The organism is Sphingomonas sp. UYEF23 (genome assembly GCF_040546165.1).
Taxonomy (GTDB): Bacteria; Pseudomonadota; Alphaproteobacteria; order Sphingomonadales; family Sphingomonadaceae; genus Sphingomonas; species Sphingomonas glacialis.
This window is the reverse complement of the sequence record NZ_JBEPNG010000001.1, coordinates 296,455-317,807: the sequence shown is the minus strand read 5'-3', so window position 1 is coordinate 317,807 and position 21,353 is coordinate 296,455. Positions and strand designations below refer to the sequence as shown.

The window sequence follows — 21,353 nt, the reverse complement described above, 5'->3', positions numbered from 1 at the left end:
CCATGGCCGCGTATGACAAGGCTGATCTCGAACGCCGCATGGCCGGCAGCGTCGAATCGCTCAAGGGCGATCTCAGCGGGCTGCGCACCGGTCGCGCCTCGACCTCGTTGCTCGATCCGGTGACGGTCGAAGTGTACGGCGCGCAGATGCCGCTCAACCAGGTCGCGACCGTCTCGGTGCCCGAGCCGCGGATGATCTCGGTCCAGGTGTGGGACAAGATGAATGTCGGCCCGTGCGACAAGGCGATCCGTTCGGCCGGGCTCGGCCTCAACCCGATCGTCGACGGCACCACGCTGCGCCTGCCGATCCCCGATCTGACCGAGGAGCGCCGCAAGGAGCTCGCCAAGCTTGCCGGCAAATATGCCGAGGACGCGCGCATCGCCGCGCGCAACGTGCGTCGCGACGGCATGGACTCGCTCAAGGTCGACGAGAAGAAGGGCCTGTTCGGCGAGGACGATCGCAAGAAGCTCGAGACCGAAGTCCAGAAGCTGACCGACAAGACGATTGCCGACATCGATGCCGCGGCATTGGCCAAGGAAAAGGAAATCCTGGGCAAGTGAGGCCGTTCGCCGCCCGGGCTGCCGATCCTGCGACCGTGGCCGGGGTGCTCCCGCGCCACGTCGCGATCATCATGGACGGCAATGGTCGCTGGGCCAAGAAGCGGCATCTGCCGCGGATCGCCGGGCACCGCCAGGGTGTCGAGGCGGTCCGCCGCGTCGCGCGCGCGGCGCGGGCGATGGGGATCGAGGCGCTGACGCTCTACGCCTTCTCGAGCGAGAATTGGCGGCGGCCGGAAGAGGAAGTCAGCGACCTGATGGGTCTGCTGCGCGTCTTCATCCGCAGCGATCTCGACGAGATGGTGCGCGACAATGTGCGGCTTCGCATCATCGGCGACTATCGCCGCTTCACGCCCGATCTCGTCGAGCTGATCGACACCGCGATCGCGCGCACGTCGGTCAATACCGGGCCGATCCTCGTGATGGCGCTCAATTACGGCGCGCAGGCAGAGATCGTCGAAGTCGCCCGGCGCATGGCGGAGCGTGCTCAGGCAGGTACGCTCGACCCCGCGACGATCGACGCTGCGATGTTCGAGGATGAACTCGACACGCGCGACTTGCCGCCGCTCGATCTGTTGATCCGTACGTCCGGCGAAGTCCGGCTGTCGAATTTCCTGCTGTGGCAGGCGGCCTATGCCGAATTGCTGTTCGTCGACACGCTCTGGCCCGAATTCGATGCCGAGACGCTGGCTGGCGCGATCGCGACCTTCGGACAGCGGCAACGGCGGTTCGGCGGCCTGTGACGGCTGTCCCCAAGGCGGCCGGCCCGTCGAATCTTACACTCCGGATCGTTGTCGGATTGGCGCTGATTGCGGTTGCGCTCGGCGCGATCGTGTTCGGCAGCATCGCGTTCTGGCTGGTGTGCGTCGTGCTCGGCTTGTTCATGATGGCCGAGTGGTCCGATCTGCAACATGCGCCGCCGCACACCAAGCGGCTCGCGCAATATGCGCTGTCGGTGCCGCTGGCGATCATGATGCCGGTGGTCGGGGCAGGGGCGGGGTTCCTGTCGCTTGGCTTGTTGATCGGCGCGGCGTTCTTCGTCGTGATCGTGACGCGGCTCCCCGGCCTCGCGCGTGGCGTGCTGTACGTCGGGCTGCCGATCATGGCGCTGCTGCTGATCCGGCATCAGCGTGAGGGCGTGGTGCTCACGCTGTGGGCGCTGGCGCTGGTCTGGGCGTGCGACATCGGCGCCTATGCTGCGGGACGCGCGATCGGCGGGCCCAAGCTCGCCCCGGCGATCAGCCCGAACAAGACCTGGGCCGGCCTTGCCGGCGGCGTTGCTGCGGCGAGCCTGTTCGCCGCGGCGATGCATCTGCACTATGGCCTGCCGCTTCGCCTGACGCTGGCGACGCCCTTGCTCGCCGTGCTTGCACAGGCGGGCGATCTTTATGAAAGCTGGCTCAAGCGCCAGGCGGGCGTCAAGGATAGCGGTACGCTGCTTCCCGGACATGGCGGCGTGCTCGATCGCCTCGACGGTCTGGTGCCCGTCGCCCCCGTCGCGGCGCTGCTGATCCTGTTACCGAAAGTCTATTGGTGGTGAAGACGATTACAATTCTCGGCGCGACCGGTTCGATCGGTACGTCGACGCTCGATCTGATCGAGCGCGAGCCCGACCGGTTCGCGGTCGTTGCGCTGACCGCGAATTGCGACGTCGCGCGGCTTGCCGCCGCGGCGATCCGCACCAATGCCAAGTTCGCGGTGGTCGCCGACGAAAGCTGCCTGCCCGAACTGCGCGCGGCGCTTGCCGGGACCAATATCGGGTGCGGCGGCGGGCGTGCCGCGGTGCTCGAGGCGGCGAGCATGGGTGCCGACATCACGATGGGCGCGATCGTCGGCTGCACCGGGCTCGAGCCGGTGATGGCGGCGATTGCTGGCGGCAAGACGGTGATTCTGGCCAACAAGGAACCGCTGGTTTCGGCGGGCGAGGTCGTTCTAGCCGCCGCAGCCAAATCGGGCGCGACGCTGCTTCCTGCCGATTCCGAGCACAATGCGATCTTCCAATGCTTCGACGCGGCGCGTCCCGAGCGCGTCCGGCGGATCATCCTGACATGCAGCGGTGGACCGTTTCGCGAATGGTCGACCGAGCAGATGCGCAGCGTCACGCCCGAACAGGCGGTCGCGCATCCGAACTGGTCGATGGGCGCGAAGATCTCGGTCGATTCGGCCACCTTGTTCAACAAGGGGCTCGAGCTGATCGAGGCGGCGCGGCTGTTCCCCGTGCCGAACGACGCGATCGAGATCGTGATCCATCCGCAATCGGTGATCCATTCGCTGGTCGATTATGTCGACGGCTCGGTGCTCGCGCAGATGGGCCCGCCCGACATGCGCGTGCCGATCGCCTCGTGCCTCGCCTGGCCCGACCGGATGGCCACGCCGATGGCACCGCTCGATCTCGTCGCGATCGGCCGGCTCGATTTCACCGCGCCAGATCCGGTGCGCTTCCCGGCGTTGCAGCTGACGCGCGATGCGCTCAACGCGGGCGGCGCGCGCCCGGCGATCCTCAATGCGGCCAACGAGATCGCGGTCGCGGCTTTTCTCGCCCGCGAGATCGGCTTCCTCGAAATTGCCGCAATCGTCGCCGATACGCTCGAGGGCTATGATCCGGCCGCACCGGCGACGTTGGAAGACGTGCTCGTGGTCGATGCCGAAGCGCGCAGGATGGCGCGCCGGCATGTCGGATCGCGCAGCGGGGCGGCGAGAGGGGCGAACGTGAAGGATATCTCGGTTTGAGCCAATCCCCAGGCCTGTTGCTTACCGTCCTCGCTTTTGCGCTCGTCATCGGGCCGCTCGTTTTTCTGCACGAACTTGGACACTATCTCGCCGGGCGGCTGTTCGGCGTGAAGATCGACGCATTTTCGATCGGCTTTGGCCACGAGCTGTTCGGCTGGACCGACCGCCGCGGAACGCGGTGGAAGTTCAGCGCGCTGCCGCTTGGCGGCTATGTGAAGTTCGCGGGCGATCTCAACGCCGCCAGTGCCCCCGATCCGGCATGGCTCGAACTGCCGCCCGAAGAGCGCGCGCGGACGTTGCAGGCGCGGCCTGTATGGCAGCGCGCGATCGTCGTCGCGGCCGGGCCGATCACCAATTTCATCGTCGCGATCATCATCCTTTCGGGATTTGCCATGACCTTCGGGGTCGACCGGACGCCGTCCGTCGTCGGTCTGGTCAGCCCCGGCAGCGCCGCGTCGACGATCGGCATGCAGCCGGGTGATCGCATCACTGCGCTTGGCGGACGCCCGATCGCGACCTTCAACGATGTCGCGCAATTCGCCATGCTACGCCCCGGCGAGCGTGTGATGGTCAGTTACGTCCGCGGCGGAGCAACCGTCGAGCGCGAAGCCGTGCTCGGAACCGCGACCGAGCGCGATCGCTTCGGCAACGAATTCAAGAAGGGCTTGCTCGGGGTCGGCCCGACCGCACCCGTCGCTCGCCCCGTCAGCTTGCTCGAGGCGCCCGCGTTCGGCGTCGCAATGACGGGCAAGATCCTGCGCACGACGCTCGACGGCCTGGGCCAGATCATCACCGGGCGGCGCTCGGTCGACGAACTTGGCGGGCCGCTGCGCATTGCAAAGGTGTCGGGCGAACAGCTCGCGCTCGGCTGGCCCGACCTGATCTTCCTGATCGCCGGGGTTTCCATTAATCTCGGATTCATCAATTTATTGCCAGTCCCTCTGCTCGATGGCGGGCACCTGTTCTTTTACGCGATCGAGGCGATCCGGCGCAGGCCCGTGACGCCGGCAATCCAGGAATGGGCGTTTCGCGGCGGGCTGGCGGCGATTCTCGCGCTGATGATCATGGTAACGATCAACGATCTCGGCGCATTTGGCCTCTGGAAGTCGCTGACCGGCTTGATCGGTTGACGCTTGTAAGGCAGGGCGGGCCGACGATTTATCGGCCACGCGGAATTTTCTCCGATTTGGGGTGGGATGTGACAGCGATCAAGGTTTCCAATTTCGGCGCACGGGCCACCGCCGTGTTGCTCGCCGGCACGATGCTGACGGGCGTTCCGCTCGCGGCGTCGGCGCAGACGACGGGCCAGCCCGCCGCAGCTCCCGCGCAGGCCACACCTCCGGTCGTGGCTGCCGCCGCGCCGGTCGTGTCGCGTACGATCAAGTCGATCCGCGTCGAAGGCGCGCAGCGGCTCGAGCCAGAGACGGTGCTGTCCTATACCAAGCTGCGGACGGGGCAGGCGTTCACCAACGAGACGCTCGATCAGGCGATCAAGGATCTCTACGCGAGCGAACTGTTCGCCGACGTGATCATCGCCGGCGCCGATACCGGTGAGCTGGTGCTGCGCGTTCGCGAGAACCCGGTGATCAACCGCGTCATCTTCGAGGGCAACAAGCGGCTCAAGGAAGACAAGATCAAGAAGGAGGTGAAACTCGCCCCCCGCCAGATCTTCACGCGCACCGCGGTCCGGCAGGACGTCGCACGGATCGTCGAACTGTATCGTCGCCAGGGCCGCTTCGCTGCGGTCGTCGAGCCGAAGATGGTCAGCCTCGACCAGAACCGCGTCGACGTGATCTTCGAGGTTTCGGAAGGCCCGAAGTCGAAGGTCCGCCAGATCAACATCCTCGGCAACGAGGTCTATTCGGACAGCAAGCTGCGCGAGCAGATGGCGACCAAGCAAGCGCGTCTGACCACGCTGCTGAGCTCGAACACGAGCTATGATCAGGATCGCCTGGCATACGACCAGCAGAAGCTGCGCCAGTTCTACCTGACCGAGGGCTATGCCGACTTCAAGGTGACCTCGGCGGTCGCCGAGCTGACGCCCGACAAGAAGGACTTCATCATCACCTACGTGGTGGAGGAGGGTAAGCGCTACAAGTTCGGCGACATCACCGTCGACAGCGACATCCGCGACTTCGACAACAAGAAGCTCGCCGCCAACCTCGGCATCAACAAGGGCGATTGGTACGACGCCAAAAAGGTCGAAACCGCGATCGATTCGCTGAGCGAAGCGGCCGGCCTGTTCGGCTACGCGTTCACCGAAGTGAACCCCGATTACGCGCGTGACAAAGACACGCTGACGATGGGGCTCAATTTCCACATCGCCGAAGCCAAGCGTACCTATGTCGAGCGGATCGACATCAACGGCAACACGCAGACGCAGGACAAGGTCGTCCGTCGCGAGATCCGTTTGTCGGAGGGCGATGCGTTCAACAGCTTCCAGGTCAAGCGCTCGCAGGACCGCATCAACTCGCTCGGCTATTTCCAGGACAAGTTCGAGATCAAGCAGACGCAAGGGTCATCGCCCGACCGCGTCGTGCTGACCGCGAACCTCGAGGAGAAGTCGACCGGCGAGCTGTCGCTGTCGGCGGGCTATTCGAGCCTCGAACGCTTCATCATCCAGGCTTCGATCCGCCAGCGCAACTTCCGCGGCAAGGGCCAGGAATTGCGCGCGAGCGTCAACTATTCGACCTATTCGAAGTCGGTCGAGCTGGGGTTCACCGAACCGTATCTGTTCAACAAGAACATCGCGATCGGTGGCGACATCTTCCGGCGCGATTACAACGCGTTCAACTACACGCTCAATAACCAGCGCCAGACGACCTATACGCAGGTGTCGACCGGCTTCCAGATTCGCTCGGGCGTGCCGCTGACCGAATATTGGCAGCTCGCCGGCCGCTATGGCCTGTCGTACGATCAGGTCGGGTTGGACAAGTCGACCTATTATACCGACAGCAATTTCGACGGCATTCGCGGCAACTCGTCCAACGACGGGTGCGATCCGCTTCAGGCCGGGCGTTATCTGTGCGATGCAATCGGCAATCGCTGGACGTCGTCGGTCGGCTATTCGCTGATCTACGACAGCCTCAACAGCCGCTTGCGGCCGACCGCGGGGCATCGCTTCATCTTCAGCCAGGATTTTGCCGGGCTCGGCGGTGACGTGAAGTACATTCGTACCAAGTTCGAGGGTTCGAAGTTTTTCAACATCGGCAGCGGCTTCATCGCTTCGGCCAACGTCGAGGGCGGCTATATCAAGTCGCTCGAGAAGAGCCGTGGCGTCGGCATCGACAATGTCCGCATCACCGATCGCTTCTATCTCGGCGAGCCCGATTTCCGCGGCTTCGACATTCGCGGCGTCGGCCCGCGCGTCCAGCGGCAGAGCTTCACGACCGATGCTTCGGGCAAGCAGACGCTCGTCACCGATCGTACGCAGCTCCTCGCCGACGATGCGCTCGGCGGTCGCGCCTATTACCTCGGCAAGCTCGAGCTCGAGATTCCGCTGGGTGCGGGCGCGCGCGAACTGGGTCTGCGGCCGTCGATCTACGTTCAGGCGGGTGCGCTGTTCGGAATCACATCGCCAGTGTTGCAGGGCGGTCAGTTCCCAACGCGGATAGAGTCCGATGGAAGCATCACCTACCTGCCGTTGATTACGCAAAACTACGCGACGAACGGCAGCCCGCTCTATGTGGTGCCGAATACCGATGCAACGAACCCGGGTTCGGCCACGACCTGCGCAGTCGGCTATTCGTCGACGATCGGTGGGGCGTGCACCGGGACGTCGACCAATGTCGCCTCGACCAGTTCGAACGCGCCGTTCAAGGAAACATTCGGTGGCGATTCGCCGCGGCCGCGTATTTCGGTCGGTGCGGGCGTCAACTGGAACTCGCCGTTCGGTCCGCTGCGGATCGATCTTGCTTATGCGTTGCTCAAGGATAAGAGCGACGACTCGAAACTCGTTACTTTCAACGTAGGGACACAGTTCTGATGAAGACGTACCAGAAGCTCATGCTGGGTTGCGCGGCGATTGTGCCGGCGCTCGCGATGGCGAATTCGGCATTTGCACAGGCCAATGGCGTGGCGATCTCCGATCCCGAGACGGTGATCCTGACCGCGAAGGCGCTCGACGCCGCCAACCAGTCGATCAGCACGACCTACAAGGCGCAGCTCGACCAGGCGAGCGCACGCCAGGCTGCGCTGCAGACCGAAATGGCAACGCTCGGCGCGCCGCTCGACACCAACAAGGACAAGCGCCTGTCGGACGAGGAAATCGCCGCTGCCCAGGCTGCGCGCAACCCGATCCTCGCCAAGATGGAAGCCGCGCAGAAGACCGCGCAGGCCGAGTCCGCACGTCTCAGCGCACCTGCGACGCGCGCCCAGGCCTGGGCGATCGAGCAGATCTCGCAGAAGTATTCGGCTGCGGTGAAGACCGTCGTCGATTCGAAGAAGATCAGCTTGCTGCTCTCGGCCAACTCGGTCCAGTACAGCGCGCCGGCAGTCGACATGACCGACGAGATCAAGGCAGCCCTCGACGCCGCAAACCCGACAGTGTCGATCACGCCGCCCGCCAACTGGCAGCCGAGCCAGCAGACCGCGCAGCTGCAGCAGCAGTTCCAGCAGCTCGTCTATCTCTCGGCCGTGCGTCGCGCGCAGGCGCAGCAGGCGGGTGGCGCAGCCGCAGCACCGGCTGCCGGCGCCAAGGCGCCATCGGGCCGCTGAGCCCGATGAGCGATAGCGAAAGCAGGGGCCCGCTTGGCCCGCTCGATATCGGGCGGGTCATGGCGGCGCTGCCGCACCGGTATCCGATGCTGTTGGTCGACCGTGTCGAGGAACTGATCCTCGACCGGTCGATCACCGCCATCAAGGCGGTGACGATCAACGAGCAGTTCTTCCAGGGGCATTTCCCGGGGCGGCCGATCATGCCGGGCGTGCTGATCGTCGAAGCGATGGCGCAAGCCGCGGGGATCCTTGCCGTCGAATCGCTCGGGCTCGCCGGCTCGGGCAAGCTCGTCTATTTCATGGCGATCGACGGCGCGAAGTTCCGTAAACCGGTCGAGCCGGGCGTGCTGCTCAAGCTCGAGGTCGAATTCGTCCAGAAGCGCTCGAGCGTCTGCAAGTTCGCAGGCCGCGCTACGATCGACGGGCAGCTCGCCGCGGAAGCCAATTTCACCGCGATGATCGCCGATCCGCCAAAGGCGTAATGGACGCGCTGACCTGGTTTGGCCTGTTTGCCGTGTCGGCGATGCTGGTCTGCTACGCCTTCGAGCAGCGCTCGTCCTGGTGGGTGCTCGGCTTTGCCGGGGCCTGCGTGCTCGGGTCGACCTACGGCTTCCTGCAGGGGGCCTGGCCGTTCGGCGGCGTCGAGGCGATCTGGTCGCTGATCGCGCTGCGCCGCTGGTGGGGGTTGCGGGGCGGTTGAGTTTGCAAAGACCGCTGCGCCCTGCTAGGGGCCGCGACTTCGCTGCTGGTCGGTAACCAGCGGCTCTTCGGAGATTTAGACGTGAAAAAAGGCATTCACCCCGATTATCACACCATCACGGTGCAGATGACCGACGGCACGCAGTTCCAGACCCGCACAACCTGGGGCAAGGAAGGCGATCTGATGACGCTCGACATCGATCCGCTGGCGCATCCGGCATGGACCGGCGGGCGCGGCACGATGCTCGACGCAGGCGGTCAGGTCGCGCGCTTCAACAAGCGTTTCGGCGCGATGTCGTCGATCGGCAAGAAGTAAGCATCGCGACCAGCGCCGCATGGCGCTGCGCGGATCGAGCCGGCTCGTTCCCCATCACGGGGAGCGGGCCGGTTCTGTTTTGGGGCATGGAAAATCGCCGCGGGGCAGCATCGCTAACCGCGCCTTAACGATACCGGCATAGGCTTTCGTCTCCCGCGAATGGCGCGGGAAGGAACCGCCGATGATCGCCGCCGAATTCGAACCCGCCGTCAGACCCGATCGCCGTCGCAGTCCGCGTTCGCCGATCTCGCTCGATGCCAAGATGGGGCGCGGCGGTCTCGATCGCGCCTTGTGCAAGGTGACCGACGTCTCGCTGCACGGCGCCAAGATCCACACCTATTCGCCGATGACCAAGGGGGCGATGATCTGGCTGACGTTGCCCAAGATCGGCCAGATCGTCGCGACGATCATCTGGGCCGACGAATATCAGGCGGGTTGCCAATTCCGCGAGCCGCTCGACGACGTTGCCTTTGCGCGGTTGACGGACCGGACGCTCGAACTGGCGTGACTTTGGCGGGCTTGCCGTCAGCTACCATAAGTTTTGATCGATGCACGTCCGAGACAAGCGTCCTCGGACGCAATGGCAATCCGTACTGAGGGCGCCCGCCTCTGCGCGCTTCGACTTGCGCCGGGGACCGTAGTCGAGGCATGGCGGCGACATGGCCCATTTGCTTTCCTTTGGTGCGGCAGGCGTGAGTCTTCTTCTTGCGCTGCCCGCTGCGGCGCAGGATGTCGCGCCGCCGGTGGCGATGAGCTTCGAGGCGGCATCGCAGGCGCTGGGCAAGGGCTCGCGCGCGCTGAGTGCTGCGGATCACGAGGTCCGGGCGGCACAGGCCACGGCAGACGCGCTGAAGGCATTGCGGCGGCCCGTTGTCTCCGCCTCGGCGAGCGTTGTCGAATATCAGAAGACGCTTGCGATCGACCTGTCGGGGAGCAAAAGCGACCTGACCGGAGCGACCACCGACTTTCTCGCCGGCTTGCCCGGGCAATTCCCGCCGGGCTTTCAGGAAATCGTCAGCCAGGTGACGCAACGCGTCGGCGCGGCGCTGCCAGGGTTAGTGTCGGCGATCCCGGATACGCTGCGCTTCCAGACGCGCGATACGGCGTTTCGCCCGACGGTGACAGCCGCGCTGCCGCTCTACACCGGCGGTGCGATCCCCGCGATCCAGCGTGGCGCGCAGGCCGGCGTCGCGATCGCCGAGGCGACGCAGGCGCAGGGGCGCGATCTGTCGCAGCTCAACCTGGTCCGCACCTATTTCGGGCAGCAAGTCGCCGAACAGCTCGCTGCCTCGACGCGCGCGACGCGCGACGGCTTTGACCGCCATCTTTCCGACGCGCGCAAGCTCGAGCAGCAAGGCGTGTTGTCGCATGCCCGCGTGCTCGAGGTCCAAGTCGCGCGCGATGCCGCCGACCGCGCCTATCTGCGCGCCGATCTCGAGGCGGCGACCGCGCGTGATACGCTCGCGCGGCTGCTCGATGCCGAGGGTGGGGTGCAGCCGACCACGGCGCTCTTCGTCAACGCCCAGCCGTTGCCGCCCAAGGCCGAGTTCCTCGCCGCAAGCGATCATCCGCAAGCACGCGGCGCCGATGCGGCGCGCGCGGTCGCCGCGGCCGGGGTCGATCTGGCGCGCTCCCGCTATCGCCCGCAGGCGTTTGCGTTCGGCGAGTATAATCTCAATCGCAACGATGCGCTGCCGACCGAGCCCGACTGGATCGCCGGGGTCGCGGTGCGGATGACCTTGCTGTCGAACGTCGACCGGCGCCGTACGCTCGATGCGGCGCACGAACGCGAGCGCGCGGCCGCCGACGGCGCGGCCGAAATCCGCAAGACGATCGCGACGCAGACGATCCGCGCTTATGACCTGACCGAAACCGCGCGGCGCACCTTTCTCTCGCTCGACAGCAGCGTTGCCGCGGCGGAGGAGAATCTGCGTGTGCAGGAACTCTCGTTCCGCGAGGGCGAGGCGACCTCGGCGGCGGTGATCGATGCGCAGGCGGCGATCGCGACGGTCCGCACGCAACGGATTGCCGCGGCGTATGAATATGATCTCGCGCTGGCGGGGCTGCTTGTCGCCAGCCATCAGCTCGACAGTTTCGGCGGCTATCTCGCGCGCGCCGACCACCGCCTGGGGGCCGTGACGCCATGACCGACAGTCCGCGTAGCAAGCGCAATCTCCTGCCGCTGTTCTACGCCGCGCTGGTCCTCGTCGCGATCCTGCTCGCGATTGGCCTGTGGCTCGCCAGCCGGCCCGCGCCTGAGCAGTTGCAGGGGATGGTCGATGCCGACGAGGTCAATGTCGCGACCAAGGCGCTTGCGCGCGTCGATCGGCTGTTCGTCGATGAGGGCGCGCACGTCCGTGCCGGGCAAGTGCTCGCGGAATTGTCGAGCCCCGAGATCGCGGGCGGACAAGCGCAGGCCAAGGGCGCTTTGCAAAGTGCGCAGGCAGTCCAGTCCGAGACCGAGCAGGGCGCGCGCGCCGAGGATGTCGCAAGCGTAAAGGCGGTCTGGTTGGCGGCGCAATCGGTCGCCAATCTGGCGCAAGTCACCAGCCGCCGGTCGGAGACGCTCTATGCCGAGGGCGTGATCGCGGCGCAGCGGCGTGACGAAGCCGTTGCCGCGCGCGACAGCAGCGCGCGCCAGGCCGAGGCGGCACGCCAGCAATATCTCAAGGCGTTGGCGGGCGCGCGGCCGCAGAACAAGGCGGTGGCGGCGGCGCAGGTCGATATCGCGCGCGCCGCGCTCACTACAGCGACCGCGCTTGGCGGCGAGACGCGGCTGGTCTCGCCGATCGCGGGCGAAGTCTCGCGCAAGCTCGTCCAGCCGGGCGAGGTCGTCAGCCCGATTGTCCCCGCCTATCAAGTGATCGACGTCGCGCATCCGTGGGTGTCGATGACGGTGCGCGAGGACCAATATCGCGGCATCGCGATGGGCAAGGTGCTGCGCGGCAAGGTGCCCGCGCTCGGCACGACCGCGAGCTTCCGTATCTATAGCATCGCGCCGCGGGCCGATTTTGCGACGTGGCGCGCGACGCGGCAATCATCGGGCTATGACGTGCGCTCGTTCGAGGTTCGGATGCGCCCGGTCGGTACGCTCGCCAATCTGCGGCCGGGCATGAGCGTATTGTTCGACTGGCCGCAATGAGCGCGTTCGCGCGAGCGCTGTCGGCGGAGCTCGCGCATTTGCGCGGCTGTCGCTGGGATCTCGCGATGCTGACGCTGATGCCCGCCGCCTTGCTCTTCGCGATGGGGGCTATGCTGTTCGGAGGCGTGGCGCGCGATCTGCCGATCGCGGTCGTCGATCATGACGCGACCAGCGCGAGCCGCGCGATCGTGCGTGCGGTCGATGCGTCGCCGGCGGTGCGGATCGTCTCGGTCGGGGCGGATTTGCCCGATGCGATGACGCTGGTGCGGCGCGAGCAGGCCTGGGCGATCGTCGAGATCCCGCGCGGCGTCGGGCGGGGGGTGGCGCGCGGTACAGCGCCCGCGATCCATATCCGCTACCAAGCGAGCTTCCTCTCGACCGGCACGCAGGCGGTGCGCGGGATATCGAGCGCGGTGACCGCGGCGAGTGCCGAGCTCGTCGCCGCGCAGTTGAGCGCCCACGGACTGCCACCGCTGCGCGTGACGCCGCTCACCGTGCAAGTGACCGCGCTGTACAACGCCGCGACGAGTTTCGAATGGTATTTGCTCTCGCTGATCAATCCGGCGGTGCTCCACCTGCTGACCGCGTGCGTGACGGCGATGGCGCTCGGTCGCGAACTTCGCGACAAGTCGCTCGCCGCCTGGGCGCGCGCGAGCGGTGGTGTCGCGGGAGCGGTGTTCGGCAAGATGCTGCCCTATGTCGCGGCGATGAGCCTGTGGGGTGTTGCCTGGTTGCTCTACCTGACGCTCGCGCGCGGGTGGCGGGTCGAGGGGAGCATCGCGCTGATCGTCGCAGGGCAGTCGCTTTTCTATCTCGGCACCGCGTGCATCTCGGCACTGCTCGTCGCGGTCACGCGTGAGACCTCGACCGGGCTCTCGGCGAGCGCGGTCTATGCCGGATCGGCGCTCGCCTTTTCAGGAGCGACCTTGCCGCTCGATGGCGGCAGCGGCTTTGCGCGGATCGTCAGTGCGATCCTGCCGTTGACGCATTACCTCGCGCTGCAGATGGGGCAGTTCGTCGGGGATGCGGCGGGGTCGGCGGTCGGGCCGATCCTCGCGCTGCTCGCGTATGTCGCGATTGCGGGTGGCGGCGCGGTGCTGCTGATCGCGCACAGCGCCCGGAGCGCGGCATGAGCTTTCGCGAAGCCTTCGAGGAGACGTGGCGGACGGTGCTGACCTCGCGCACGCTCGCCAGCACGATGCTGCTCGCGGTCGTGCTGTATGCTTTTTACTATCCCGCGCCGTACGCGCACGAAGCGACGCAAAGCGTGCCCGTGCTGGTGGTCGACCAGGAGGATAGTGGGCTGACGCGCGAGGTGCTGCGCAATCTGGCGGCGACGCGCGAAGTGCGGATCGTCGCCTCGGTCGCCGACATGCCAAGCGCGACCGCGCGGATGCGCGCGGGCGAGGCCGACGGGATCATCCTGCTGTCGCGCGGGGTGACGCGCTCGCTGCTGACCGGCGCGCCGGGCGGCGGTGTCGGTGTATGGGTGAAGGCCGCATATCTGTTGCGCGCGAGCGCGATCGGCGAAGGGGTCAGCGCGGCGATCGCGGGCGCGGCGGAGAACCGGCTGGGGAGCGCGGCGCGCGCCCTCGGGCTGCGCACCCCGGTCCGCGTCATCCAAGAGCCGCTGTTCAACACCGGCGCAGGCTACAAGGACTATGTCTTTCCCGCGGTCGCGAGTGTGATCCTCCAGCAGACGCTGTTGTTCGGCGTCGCGACCTTCGTCGCCGGGCGACGCGAGCGCGGCGATCCGCCGATGCGGCGTGCCGCGTTCTCGGGGGCATGGGCGGCGATGACGCTGCTCGGCGTGTTCGCGGCGTTCTTCTATTTCGGCTTCATCTTCTGGCTGCAGGACGTTCCGCGCGGCGGCAACATCCCGGCCTTGCTGGTGACGGTGCCGTGCTTTGCCGCGGCGGTCGCGGCGCTCGGGCTGTTCCTCGGCGGGCTGTTCGATCGCTCCGAGCGCGCGATGGCGGTGCTCGTGCCGACCTCGGTTCCGCTGTTCTTCCTCACCGGATCGGCATGGCCGCTCGAGCAAATGCCGTCCTGGCTCGCCGCGCTCGCGCATCTCGCGCCCTCGACGCTCGCGGTGCATATCTTCGTGCCGCTCAACCAGATGGGGGCGGGGTTGAACGACGTGGCGGGTGACGCGATCGCGCTGGCGGTGGAAGCGCTGGTCTATGGCGCGCTCGCCGCCTGGCTGCTCACGCGCCCCTTCCGGAGCGCGCGAACAGACTGACCGGGGCGATCGCCGGCGTTAGCGGGCGGCGACCGAGAAGCGGTAGACGATCACGTTGCGATAGGTCTGGCCCGGATCGAGCCGCGCCGATCCGAGCGCCGGCTGGTTGGGCGTGTCGGGGAACACCTGCGGTTCGAGCGCGATCCCGTCGCCCTGGCGATAGGCATGGCCCGATTTGCCGACCGCGGTCCCATCGAGGAAGTTGCCGGTATAGAGTTGCACGCCCGGCTGGTTCGACAGGATTTCCATCGTCCGCCCGCTCACCGGATCGGAGACGCGTGCCGCAAGCCGCGGCGTCGCGCTGAACGTGCGCGCGAGGACGTAATTCTCATCATACCCCTGGCCGTAGACGATCTGCGGATCGCTCGCGTCACGGATGCGCGTGCCGATCACGGTCGGCGTGCGGAAGTCGAACGGCGTCCCCGCGACGGGGCGGAAGCTGCCCGTTGGGATCAGCGTGGCATCGACCGGCGTCGTCGTTTCGGCCGGGATTGTCAGCACAGCGTCATAGATCGACCGCTGCGCCGCTTCGCCGCCGAGATTGAAAAAGCTGTGATTGGTGATGTTGACGATGGTCGGCTTGTTCGTCGTCGCGCGATACTCGATTGTGAGTTCGTTGGCGTCGTTGAGCGAATAAGTCGCAGTGACCTGGAGTTTGCCGGGATAGCCTTCCTCGCCGTCGGCGCTGGTGTATGCGAGCGTCACGTGCGGCGTGGCAACGCCGGCCACGTCGACGATCCGCCACGGACGCTTGTCGAACCCCTTCATGCCGCCATGCAGCGCGTTGGTCTTGTTATTGAGCGCGAGCGTATAGCCCTTGCCGTCGAGCGTGAAGCGACCGCCCTTGATCCGGTTGGCATAGCGCCCGACGGTCGCGCCGAAATAGTTGGGCGCGGTGAGATAGCCGCGCATGTCGCCATAGCCGAGCGTCACATCGGCGATCTTGCCATCGCGGTCGGGGACATCGACGCCCTGGAGGATCGCGCCGTAGCTCAGGATCCGCGCGCGCATGCCGTGGCTATTGGTCAGTGTAACCACTTCGACCGGGCTGCCGTCGGCGAGCGTTCCGAAAGGCGCGCGATCGGCGCCGGCGGCGGCTGCCATGGTGGGTGCGGCAAAGCCGAGCGCAAGCGCCGCAAGAGCGAAAGTCCGAGGCATCGAGGTCCCCTCCAGGAGTCTGTGACACAAGGCCGCCGACGCAGTGTCAACGTGATCCCCTTGCGCTTATAGTCAGACAAAAGAGGGCAAAGCGCAAGGCCCCGTGGCGCGCTGTCGCGCCCGGGATAGCCGCCGGGCGCGCCCGGTCAGCGCGCCAGCGTGATCTGCGTTGCCCGGATTGGCGCGGCGACGGTGAAGCTCAGCGTGCCGGCCGCGCTGTCTGGCTGCGCGGTGATCGCCTTGCGGTCCTGCGCCACGGTGGCGGCACCGGTCCAGCCATGCACGGTGACGGCGATCTGCTTCCACCACGGCGCAAAGCTGCCCTCGCGCGCGTCGAACGCGATCGTGAGCCCGTTCGCGGTTACGCTGCAGCGGACCGTCTGCCGCAGATAGCCACGGCGCTGATAGGCGAGCGTCGTGCCGTCATCCTCGTAGAGCGTTCCGACACAGTCCTCGCCCGGATAGATGTCGAGCATCAGCGGCCCCGACGGCGTTTGCGCGGTGCTCTGGACGAGCGGCTGACGCGGCAGGATCGTGCCGGCGCGGACGAACACCGGCAGCCGATCGAGCCGCGGGGTTTCGTTCACGCGGTCGCCCTTGGCGTGTTCGGTCGGGACGGCCTGCGTCGCCGACTGGATCGGGCCGGCAGCGGTCGGCTCTGGCGTGCCGGCGCGCTGGCCGGTCCAGTAGTCGTACCAGCCGCCCGCGGGCAGGCAGACGTCGTAGCGCTGCGGCGATTCGGGGCTCGGCGGCGGCGCGATCAGCAGCGCCTTTCCGAGCGTGAACGCCATCGACTGGTCGCAGCCCATGCTCGCAGCACTCGGATAATCGTAGAACACCGGGCGCATGATCGGATCGCCGAGCTGGCTGTTCTGGTCGGCCAGCGCGTAGAAATAGGGCATCAGGCGATAGCGCTCCTCGACGAAGCGGCGGCGAATCGCGAGATGATCGGGGCCGTCGACCCACGGCTCGACGCGTGGCGTGCCGGTTGCCGAATGATCGCGGAACACCGGCGTGAACGCGCCGATCTCGAACCAGCGTGTCAGCAAATCGGGGCTCGGCCCGCCCGCAAAGCCGCTGACGTCGGCGGCGCTATAGGCGAAGCCCGACAGGCCGAGGTTGAGGATCTGGTGGACCGAGAGCTTCAGATGATCCCAGGTTGCGCAGTTGTCGCCGGTCCAGGTGACGGCATAGCGCTGGCCACCCGCATAGCTCGCGCGCGTCATCACGAACGGCCGCTCGTTGGGGCGGAGCGCGAGCAGGCCGTCATAGGTCGCACGCGTGTTCTGCATGCCGTAGACGTTGTGGATCTCACGATGGTCGCCGGTGCGGGTGGCGAAATCGTCGCTGGCGATGCGGTGTTGCGTGTCGAGCGGCATCGTCTTAGTCGGCGTATTGAAGATCGCGGGCTCGTTCATGTCGTTCCAGAAGCCGGCAACGCCGTCATCGAGGAAACCCTTGTAGAGCGTGCCCCACCACGCGCGCGACTTGGCCTGGGTGAAATCGGGGAAGACCGACGGGCCGGGCCAGACCGGCGCGACATAGTCGCTGCCGTCGGGGTTCTTGACGAATTCGTCGCCGCGCTTGCCGCTGGTGTAGGGCGCGTAACCGGTATCGACCTTGGCGATGTGCAAGTCGGTGATCGCGACCAGCTTGATCCCTTGCGCCTTCATGTCGGCGACGAGCTTCGCCATGTCGGGGAAGGTCTTGGGGTTGGTGGTGAAGGGCCGGTTGCGGTCCTGATAGTCGATGTCGAGCCAGATCACATCTGTCGGCACTCGGTCGGCGCGCAGGTGGCGCGCGATCTCGCGGACTTCGTCGGCGGACATGTAGCTGTAGCGCGATTGCTGATAGCCGAGCGCCCATTTCGGCGCGAGCGGCGCGCGGCCGGTCAGCCCGGCGTAGCGGCGGGTGACGTCGGCGAGGGTCGGCCCGGCGATGAAATAATAGTCGATCGGGCCGTCGGGGCCGCCGAACGCGAGCGTCTCGGCATCCTTGTGGCCGAAGTCGAACCAGGTGCGATAGGTGTTGTCGAGCAGGATCCCGTAGCTTCCGCCTGCCGCCCCGGTCGAGGCGAAGAAGGGGATCGACTTGTAGATCGGGTCGTCCGAGCTTGAGAAGCCGAATGCGTCGGTATTCCAGTCGACGAACGCCTTGCCGCGTCGGTCGAGCCCGCCGGTCTTGTCGCCGAGGCCGTAGAAATGCTCGGTGATCGGCAGCGTCTTGGTCAGCGTGAAGGCCTTGTCGTCGACGCTCGCGGGCGCGGCATCGGCCGAGATGATCTTCCCGTCGAGCGTCTCGAAGGTCACCGCACCACCGGCACCGATGCGGACACGGAGCTTGGCGGTGGTGAAGCCATCGGCGGTGGACGTCACCGTCGCGCGCGTTGCGCGCTGCGCGGGGAGGACCGCCCAGCTGGCGTCCTCGGGATAGACGCCGCCGCGCGCGATGCGGACACGGACGAGATCGTCGCTGAGCGCGATCAGCTTCATCTTTAGCGCGCCGGCGGTGACTTCGACGCCATCCTTGGCCGCGGTGAGCGTCGGGGCGGGGGCAGCGCTCTGCGCGTGCGCGGCGACCGTGGTGAGCGGCAGCGCGACGGTGGCGAGCAGCAACGCGAGGGGGAGGCGTTTCATGGCAGGTCTTTCAAGAGATTACCGGGGGAGGTGATCGGTATGCGGGCGGAAATTGTGCGCGCAGCGGCGTAGGAAGTCTTCGATCCTGACCATGTCGATCCGCTCGATATCGGGGCCGGGCGGCACGAGCCGCGCGGCGTCGGGGAAGGTGCCGTATCCAGCGAGCAGACAATGCCAGCTTATCGCATTGTAATAGCGTGATATGTCGAGCTGGTCGATCGTCGCGGTGAGGTCGGCGCCGGTGAACCACGCCGACATGACGTGCTTGAGCGTGTCGGACGGCTCGACCGCGCGCGCCGCCGCCCAATAGCCGTGCGGGTCGGTGTGACGTTGATTGAGCCGGTAATGCGCGACGATATAGTCGCGCACGCCGTCATAGCGCGCGGCGATGCGCGCGTTGAAGGGGATGCGGGCCTTCTCGGTGAACCCGTCGGCGTCGACGGCGTCGAGGAACGCCTCGACCGTGGCGATGACGATGTGGAGCGCTGTCGCCTCGAGCGGTTCGAGGAACCCCTGCGCCAGCCCGACCGCGAGCGCATTGTGCGACCAGCTTTCGGCGACGCGCCCGACGCGCATCGACAGGTGGCGCGCGGTGCCTTCGTCGCCGACCTTCAAGTGCGCGCGCAGCTCGGCCTCGGCCTGGTCGCGGCTGACATGGCAGCTGGAATAGACATAGCCGTTGCCGGTCCGGCTGGTCAGCGGGATGTCCCACACCCAGCCCGCCGACAGCGCGGTGGCGCGCGTCTGGCTTGCTAGCGGCGCGGCGTCGTCGCGCGGGGTGGGCATGACCACCGCGGAATCGTTGAACAATGTGTCGCCGTAACGGACGAACGGGACGGCAAGCGTGCCCTCGAACAACAAGCTGCGAAACCCGCTGCTGTCGAGGAAGAGATCGCCCGCGATCCGCTCGCCATCGTCGCACAGCAACGCCGCGATGCCGCCATCGGCGCGCCGTTCGACGCTTTCGACACGGCGCTGGAGGTGGGTGACGCCGAGTTTGGTCACCGCATGCCGGCCGAGGAACGCGCCGACCTTGTAGGCGTCGAAATGATAGCCGTAGCTCACCTCGAACGGAAAGCTCTCCTCGGGCTGCGGCGCGTATCCGGCTGCGGCAAGCCGCGCCGGAAGCAGGAATTGGTCGGGATGCGCCGCGACGTCGCGGCCCGTCCGCCGGGCGCGCGTGTTGTAGAAGAACGAGCCCGCGGTGTGGCTGTCGAGCGCGGTAGGGAAGGGGTGGAAGTAGCGCTCGAACCCCGGCCGGTCGGACCAGCCCGCAAAGCCGATGCCGAGCTTGTAGGTTGCATCGCACGCCGGCATCCACTCGGCCTCGGCGATGCCGAGCCGGTCGAAAAAGCCTTTGAGCTGCGGGGTCGAGCCTTCGCCGACGCCGACGATGCCGATCTCGGGGCTTTCGACGAGCGTCACGCGCGCGCTCGGCCAGCGCTGCGCGATCAGGCATGCCGCGATCCAGCCTGCGGTTCCGCCGCCAAGGATCACGATCGCGCCGTCGCGGGCGAGGTCCTTGGCGGAATCGCTCACCCGCGCAGCACCAAGCCGGCGAATGCGGGGAGGGTGCCCGTCTCCAATTCGCCTGTAGCGAGCAGGATCCTACTCGTCGGTTCGATGCCCTCCGGCCAAGCCTGCGCGGCGTCGCTCATGTTGAACAGGCACAGCAGCCGCTCGCCATTCTCTTCGCGCTCGAACGCGAGCACGGCGGCGTCATTGTGGCGCATCCGAAGGTCGCCCGAACGCAATGCCGGATGTGCGTTGCGCGCTGCGATCACGCGGCGCGTCCAGTTGAGCTGCGACTCCGGATTTGCATCCTGCACATCGACCGCGAGCGCCGCATGGTCGCCGCCGAAGGGCAGCCACGGCGTTGCGCTTCCGAAACCGAGATCGGGTGCGTCGCCCGTCCACGGCATCGGCGTACGCGCGCCGTCGCGCGACAGCGTCATCGGCCAATTCGCGATTGCCTCGGGATCGAGCAGGTCCTCGAACGCGATGTCGACTTGCGTCAGCCCGAGCTCCTCGCCCTGATACAGGAAGATGTTGCCGCGGAGACAAGCGAGCAGCAGCAGCTTCATCCGCGCGAACGCCCGCGCATGGTCGGGGCTGGTCCAGCGCGACACCGCGCGCGGGGCATCGTGATTCTCGAACGCCCAGCTCGGCCAGCCGATCGTCGGATCGTTGGGCCAGCGCGCGAGCGAGTCCGCGACAAGCTCGGGCGTCAGCGCATCGGCGTAGAGGAAGTCGAAGCTGTACGCGCTGTCGAGCCGCTTGCCGCCCGCGGTGAACAGCTTCATCTCGCGGTCGCTATCCTCGCCGCCGATCTCGGCGACGGTGAAGCCAGCGCCATATTCGTCGAGCAATGCGCGGATCCGCTCGAGGAACGGCGGAATGTCGGCATGGCCCTGATTGTGGAGCTTGAGCTGGAAATCGAACGGGCGCGTGCGGGCGCGATTGGTCGCGGGCGCGGGCGGGTTATCGGTCAGCGCGGGATCGTGCATTGCGAAGTTGATCGCATCGAGCCGGAAGCCGTCGACGCCGCGATCGAGCCAGAAGCGCGCGGTGTCGAGCAGTTCCTGCTGCACCGCCGGGTTGTGCCCGTTGAGCTGCGGCTGTTCCTTCAGGAAATTGTGCAGGTAATATTGCTGCCGCCGCGCGTCCCACGTCCACGCCGGGCCGCCGAACACCGATTGCCAGTTCGACGGCGGGCTGCCGTCGGGCTTGGCATCGGCCCAGACGTACCAGTCGGCCTTGTCGCCCGACCGGCTCGCGCGGCTCGCCTCGAACCACGGATGCGCGTTCGACGTGTGCGAATAGACCTGGTCGATGATGATGCGCAGCCCGAGCGCATGCGCGCGCGCGATCAGCGTGTCGAAATCGGCGAGCGTCCCGAAGATCGGGTCGACGTCGCGATAGTTCGCCACGTCATAGCCGAAATCCTTCATCGGCGAGGTGAAGAAGGGCGACAGCCAGACGGCGTCCATCCCGAGCCCGGCGACGTATTCGAGATGCGCGGTGATGCCGTTGAGGTCGCCGATCCCGTCACCGTTCGAGTCGGCGAAGCTGCGCGGGTAGATCTGATAGATCGATGCGCCCTTCCACCAGGGTTCAGGAGTTCCGGGAACGGGGTGTTGGGCAGGGGCGGGCATAG

The 21,353-nt window shown here is 66.7% G+C and carries 19 protein-coding genes; 15 read left to right on the top strand and 4 right to left on the bottom strand.

Going from position 1 to position 21,353, the window contains the following annotated elements; genetic code table 11:
- Positions 1-2: 2 nt before the first annotated feature.
- The 15 genes from frr (at position 3) to ABIB28_RS01370 (ending at position 14,402) form a co-directional block, all read left to right on the top strand.
- Complete coding sequence (gene frr / locus ABIB28_RS01440) at positions 3-560, top strand: ribosome recycling factor (RefSeq protein WP_354285830.1); 558 nt, start codon at positions 3-5, stop codon at positions 558-560.
- Positions 557-1,300: an isoprenyl transferase gene (locus ABIB28_RS01435; RefSeq protein ID WP_189674831.1), complete on the top strand. Its 744-nt coding sequence runs from the start codon at positions 557-559 to the stop codon at positions 1,298-1,300. Before frr ends, ABIB28_RS01435 begins: the two co-directional genes overlap by 4 nt.
- Complete coding sequence (locus tag ABIB28_RS01430; protein ID WP_354285828.1) at positions 1,297-2,097, top strand: phosphatidate cytidylyltransferase; 801 nt, start codon at positions 1,297-1,299, stop codon at positions 2,095-2,097. Before ABIB28_RS01435 ends, ABIB28_RS01430 begins: the two co-directional genes overlap by 4 nt.
- Complete coding sequence (locus ABIB28_RS01425; RefSeq protein ID WP_354285826.1) at positions 2,094-3,287, top strand: 1-deoxy-D-xylulose-5-phosphate reductoisomerase; 1,194 nt, start codon at positions 2,094-2,096, stop codon at positions 3,285-3,287. The genes ABIB28_RS01430 and ABIB28_RS01425 overlap by 4 nt, the downstream gene beginning before the upstream one ends.
- On the top strand, positions 3,284-4,417 hold the full coding sequence (locus ABIB28_RS01420; RefSeq protein WP_354285824.1) for a M50 family metallopeptidase: 1,134 nt from the start codon (positions 3,284-3,286) through the stop codon (positions 4,415-4,417). The genes ABIB28_RS01425 and ABIB28_RS01420 overlap by 4 nt, the downstream gene beginning before the upstream one ends.
- Positions 4,418-4,485: 68 nt before the next feature.
- Positions 4,486-7,272 (top strand): outer membrane protein assembly factor BamA, encoded by a 2,787-nt coding sequence (gene bamA, locus ABIB28_RS01415; RefSeq protein ID WP_502958188.1) that lies wholly within the window; start codon positions 4,486-4,488, stop codon positions 7,270-7,272.
- Complete coding sequence (locus ABIB28_RS01410; RefSeq protein WP_133188491.1) at positions 7,272-8,003, top strand: OmpH/Skp family outer membrane protein; 732 nt, start codon at positions 7,272-7,274, stop codon at positions 8,001-8,003. The genes bamA and ABIB28_RS01410 overlap by 1 nt, the downstream gene beginning before the upstream one ends.
- 5 nt (positions 8,004-8,008) lie before the next feature.
- Positions 8,009-8,485: a 3-hydroxyacyl-ACP dehydratase FabZ gene (gene fabZ / locus ABIB28_RS01405; protein ID WP_133188489.1), complete on the top strand. Its 477-nt coding sequence runs from the start codon at positions 8,009-8,011 to the stop codon at positions 8,483-8,485.
- A complete protein-coding gene (locus ABIB28_RS01400) occupies positions 8,485-8,703 on the top strand; it encodes a hypothetical protein (protein WP_133188487.1) in 219 nt (72 codons plus the stop codon). The genes fabZ and ABIB28_RS01400 overlap by 1 nt, the downstream gene beginning before the upstream one ends.
- An 81-nt stretch (positions 8,704-8,784) precedes the next feature.
- On the top strand, positions 8,785-9,018 hold the full coding sequence (gene rpmE, locus ABIB28_RS01395) for a 50S ribosomal protein L31 (protein WP_010186706.1): 234 nt from the start codon (positions 8,785-8,787) through the stop codon (positions 9,016-9,018).
- Between the two features lie 181 nt (positions 9,019-9,199).
- Positions 9,200-9,526, top strand: a complete 327-nt coding sequence (locus tag ABIB28_RS01390; RefSeq protein WP_189674826.1) for a PilZ domain-containing protein — start codon at positions 9,200-9,202, stop codon at positions 9,524-9,526.
- 184 nt (positions 9,527-9,710) lie between these two features.
- A complete protein-coding gene (locus ABIB28_RS01385) occupies positions 9,711-11,165 on the top strand; it encodes a TolC family protein (RefSeq protein WP_354285820.1) in 1,455 nt (484 codons plus the stop codon).
- A complete protein-coding gene (locus ABIB28_RS01380; protein WP_354285818.1) occupies positions 11,162-12,160 on the top strand; it encodes an HlyD family secretion protein in 999 nt (332 codons plus the stop codon). The genes ABIB28_RS01385 and ABIB28_RS01380 overlap by 4 nt, the downstream gene beginning before the upstream one ends.
- The gene (locus ABIB28_RS01375; RefSeq protein ID WP_354285816.1) at positions 12,157-13,293 is read left to right on the top strand and encodes an ABC transporter permease; all 1,137 of its coding nucleotides are present in this window, start codon (positions 12,157-12,159) and stop codon (positions 13,291-13,293) included. Before ABIB28_RS01380 ends, ABIB28_RS01375 begins: the two co-directional genes overlap by 4 nt.
- Positions 13,290-14,402, top strand: coding sequence for an ABC transporter permease (locus tag ABIB28_RS01370; RefSeq protein ID WP_354285815.1), 1,113 nt, complete (start codon positions 13,290-13,292; stop codon positions 14,400-14,402). Before ABIB28_RS01375 ends, ABIB28_RS01370 begins: the two co-directional genes overlap by 4 nt.
- Positions 14,403-14,420: 18 nt before the next feature.
- Here ABIB28_RS01370 and ABIB28_RS01365 read toward each other — a convergent pair whose 3' ends face one another.
- From ABIB28_RS01365 to ABIB28_RS01350, 4 genes are all read right to left on the bottom strand, one after another.
- A complete protein-coding gene (locus tag ABIB28_RS01365; protein ID WP_354285813.1) occupies positions 14,421-15,560 on the bottom strand; it encodes an aldose epimerase family protein in 1,140 nt (379 codons plus the stop codon).
- Between the two features lie 146 nt (positions 15,561-15,706).
- Entirely contained in the window at positions 15,707-18,196 is a 2,490-nt protein-coding gene (locus ABIB28_RS01360) for a TIM-barrel domain-containing protein (protein ID WP_354285811.1), read from the bottom strand.
- Positions 18,197-18,214: 18 nt separating this feature from the next.
- Entirely contained in the window at positions 18,215-19,735 is a 1,521-nt protein-coding gene (locus ABIB28_RS01355; protein ID WP_354285810.1) for a tryptophan halogenase family protein, read from the bottom strand.
- A complete protein-coding gene (locus ABIB28_RS01350) occupies positions 19,732-21,351 on the bottom strand; it encodes an alpha-amylase family glycosyl hydrolase (RefSeq protein WP_354285809.1) in 1,620 nt (539 codons plus the stop codon). The genes ABIB28_RS01355 and ABIB28_RS01350 overlap by 4 nt, the downstream gene beginning before the upstream one ends.
- Between the last annotated feature and the right edge of the window lie 2 nt (positions 21,352-21,353).

Excerpts from the sequence above, each read along its gene's own strand:
- ABIB28_RS01370 (WP_354285815.1), top strand. The coding sequence starts at position 13,290 with ATGAGCTTTCGCGAAGCCTTCGAGGAGACGTGGCGGACGGTGCTGACC.
- ABIB28_RS01390 (WP_189674826.1), top strand. The coding sequence starts at position 9,200 with ATGATCGCCGCCGAATTCGAACCCGCCGTCAGACCCGATCGCCGTCGC.
- ABIB28_RS01400 (WP_133188487.1), top strand. The coding sequence starts at position 8,485 with ATGGACGCGCTGACCTGGTTTGGCCTGTTTGCCGTGTCGGCGATGCTG.
- frr (WP_354285830.1), top strand. The coding sequence starts at position 3 with ATGGCCGCGTATGACAAGGCTGATCTCGAACGCCGCATGGCCGGCAGC.
- ABIB28_RS01375 (WP_354285816.1), top strand. The coding sequence starts at position 12,157 with ATGAGCGCGTTCGCGCGAGCGCTGTCGGCGGAGCTCGCGCATTTGCGC.
- ABIB28_RS01410 (WP_133188491.1), top strand. The coding sequence starts at position 7,272 with ATGAAGACGTACCAGAAGCTCATGCTGGGTTGCGCGGCGATTGTGCCG.
- ABIB28_RS01380 (WP_354285818.1), top strand. The coding sequence starts at position 11,162 with ATGACCGACAGTCCGCGTAGCAAGCGCAATCTCCTGCCGCTGTTCTAC.
- ABIB28_RS01350 (WP_354285809.1), bottom strand. The coding sequence starts at position 21,351 with ATGCCCGCCCCTGCCCAACACCCCGTTCCCGGAACTCCTGAACCCTGG.
- ABIB28_RS01360 (WP_354285811.1), bottom strand. The coding sequence starts at position 18,196 with ATGAAACGCCTCCCCCTCGCGTTGCTGCTCGCCACCGTCGCGCTGCCG.
- fabZ (WP_133188489.1), top strand. The coding sequence starts at position 8,009 with ATGAGCGATAGCGAAAGCAGGGGCCCGCTTGGCCCGCTCGATATCGGG.
- ABIB28_RS01365 (WP_354285813.1), bottom strand. The coding sequence starts at position 15,560 with ATGCCTCGGACTTTCGCTCTTGCGGCGCTTGCGCTCGGCTTTGCCGCA.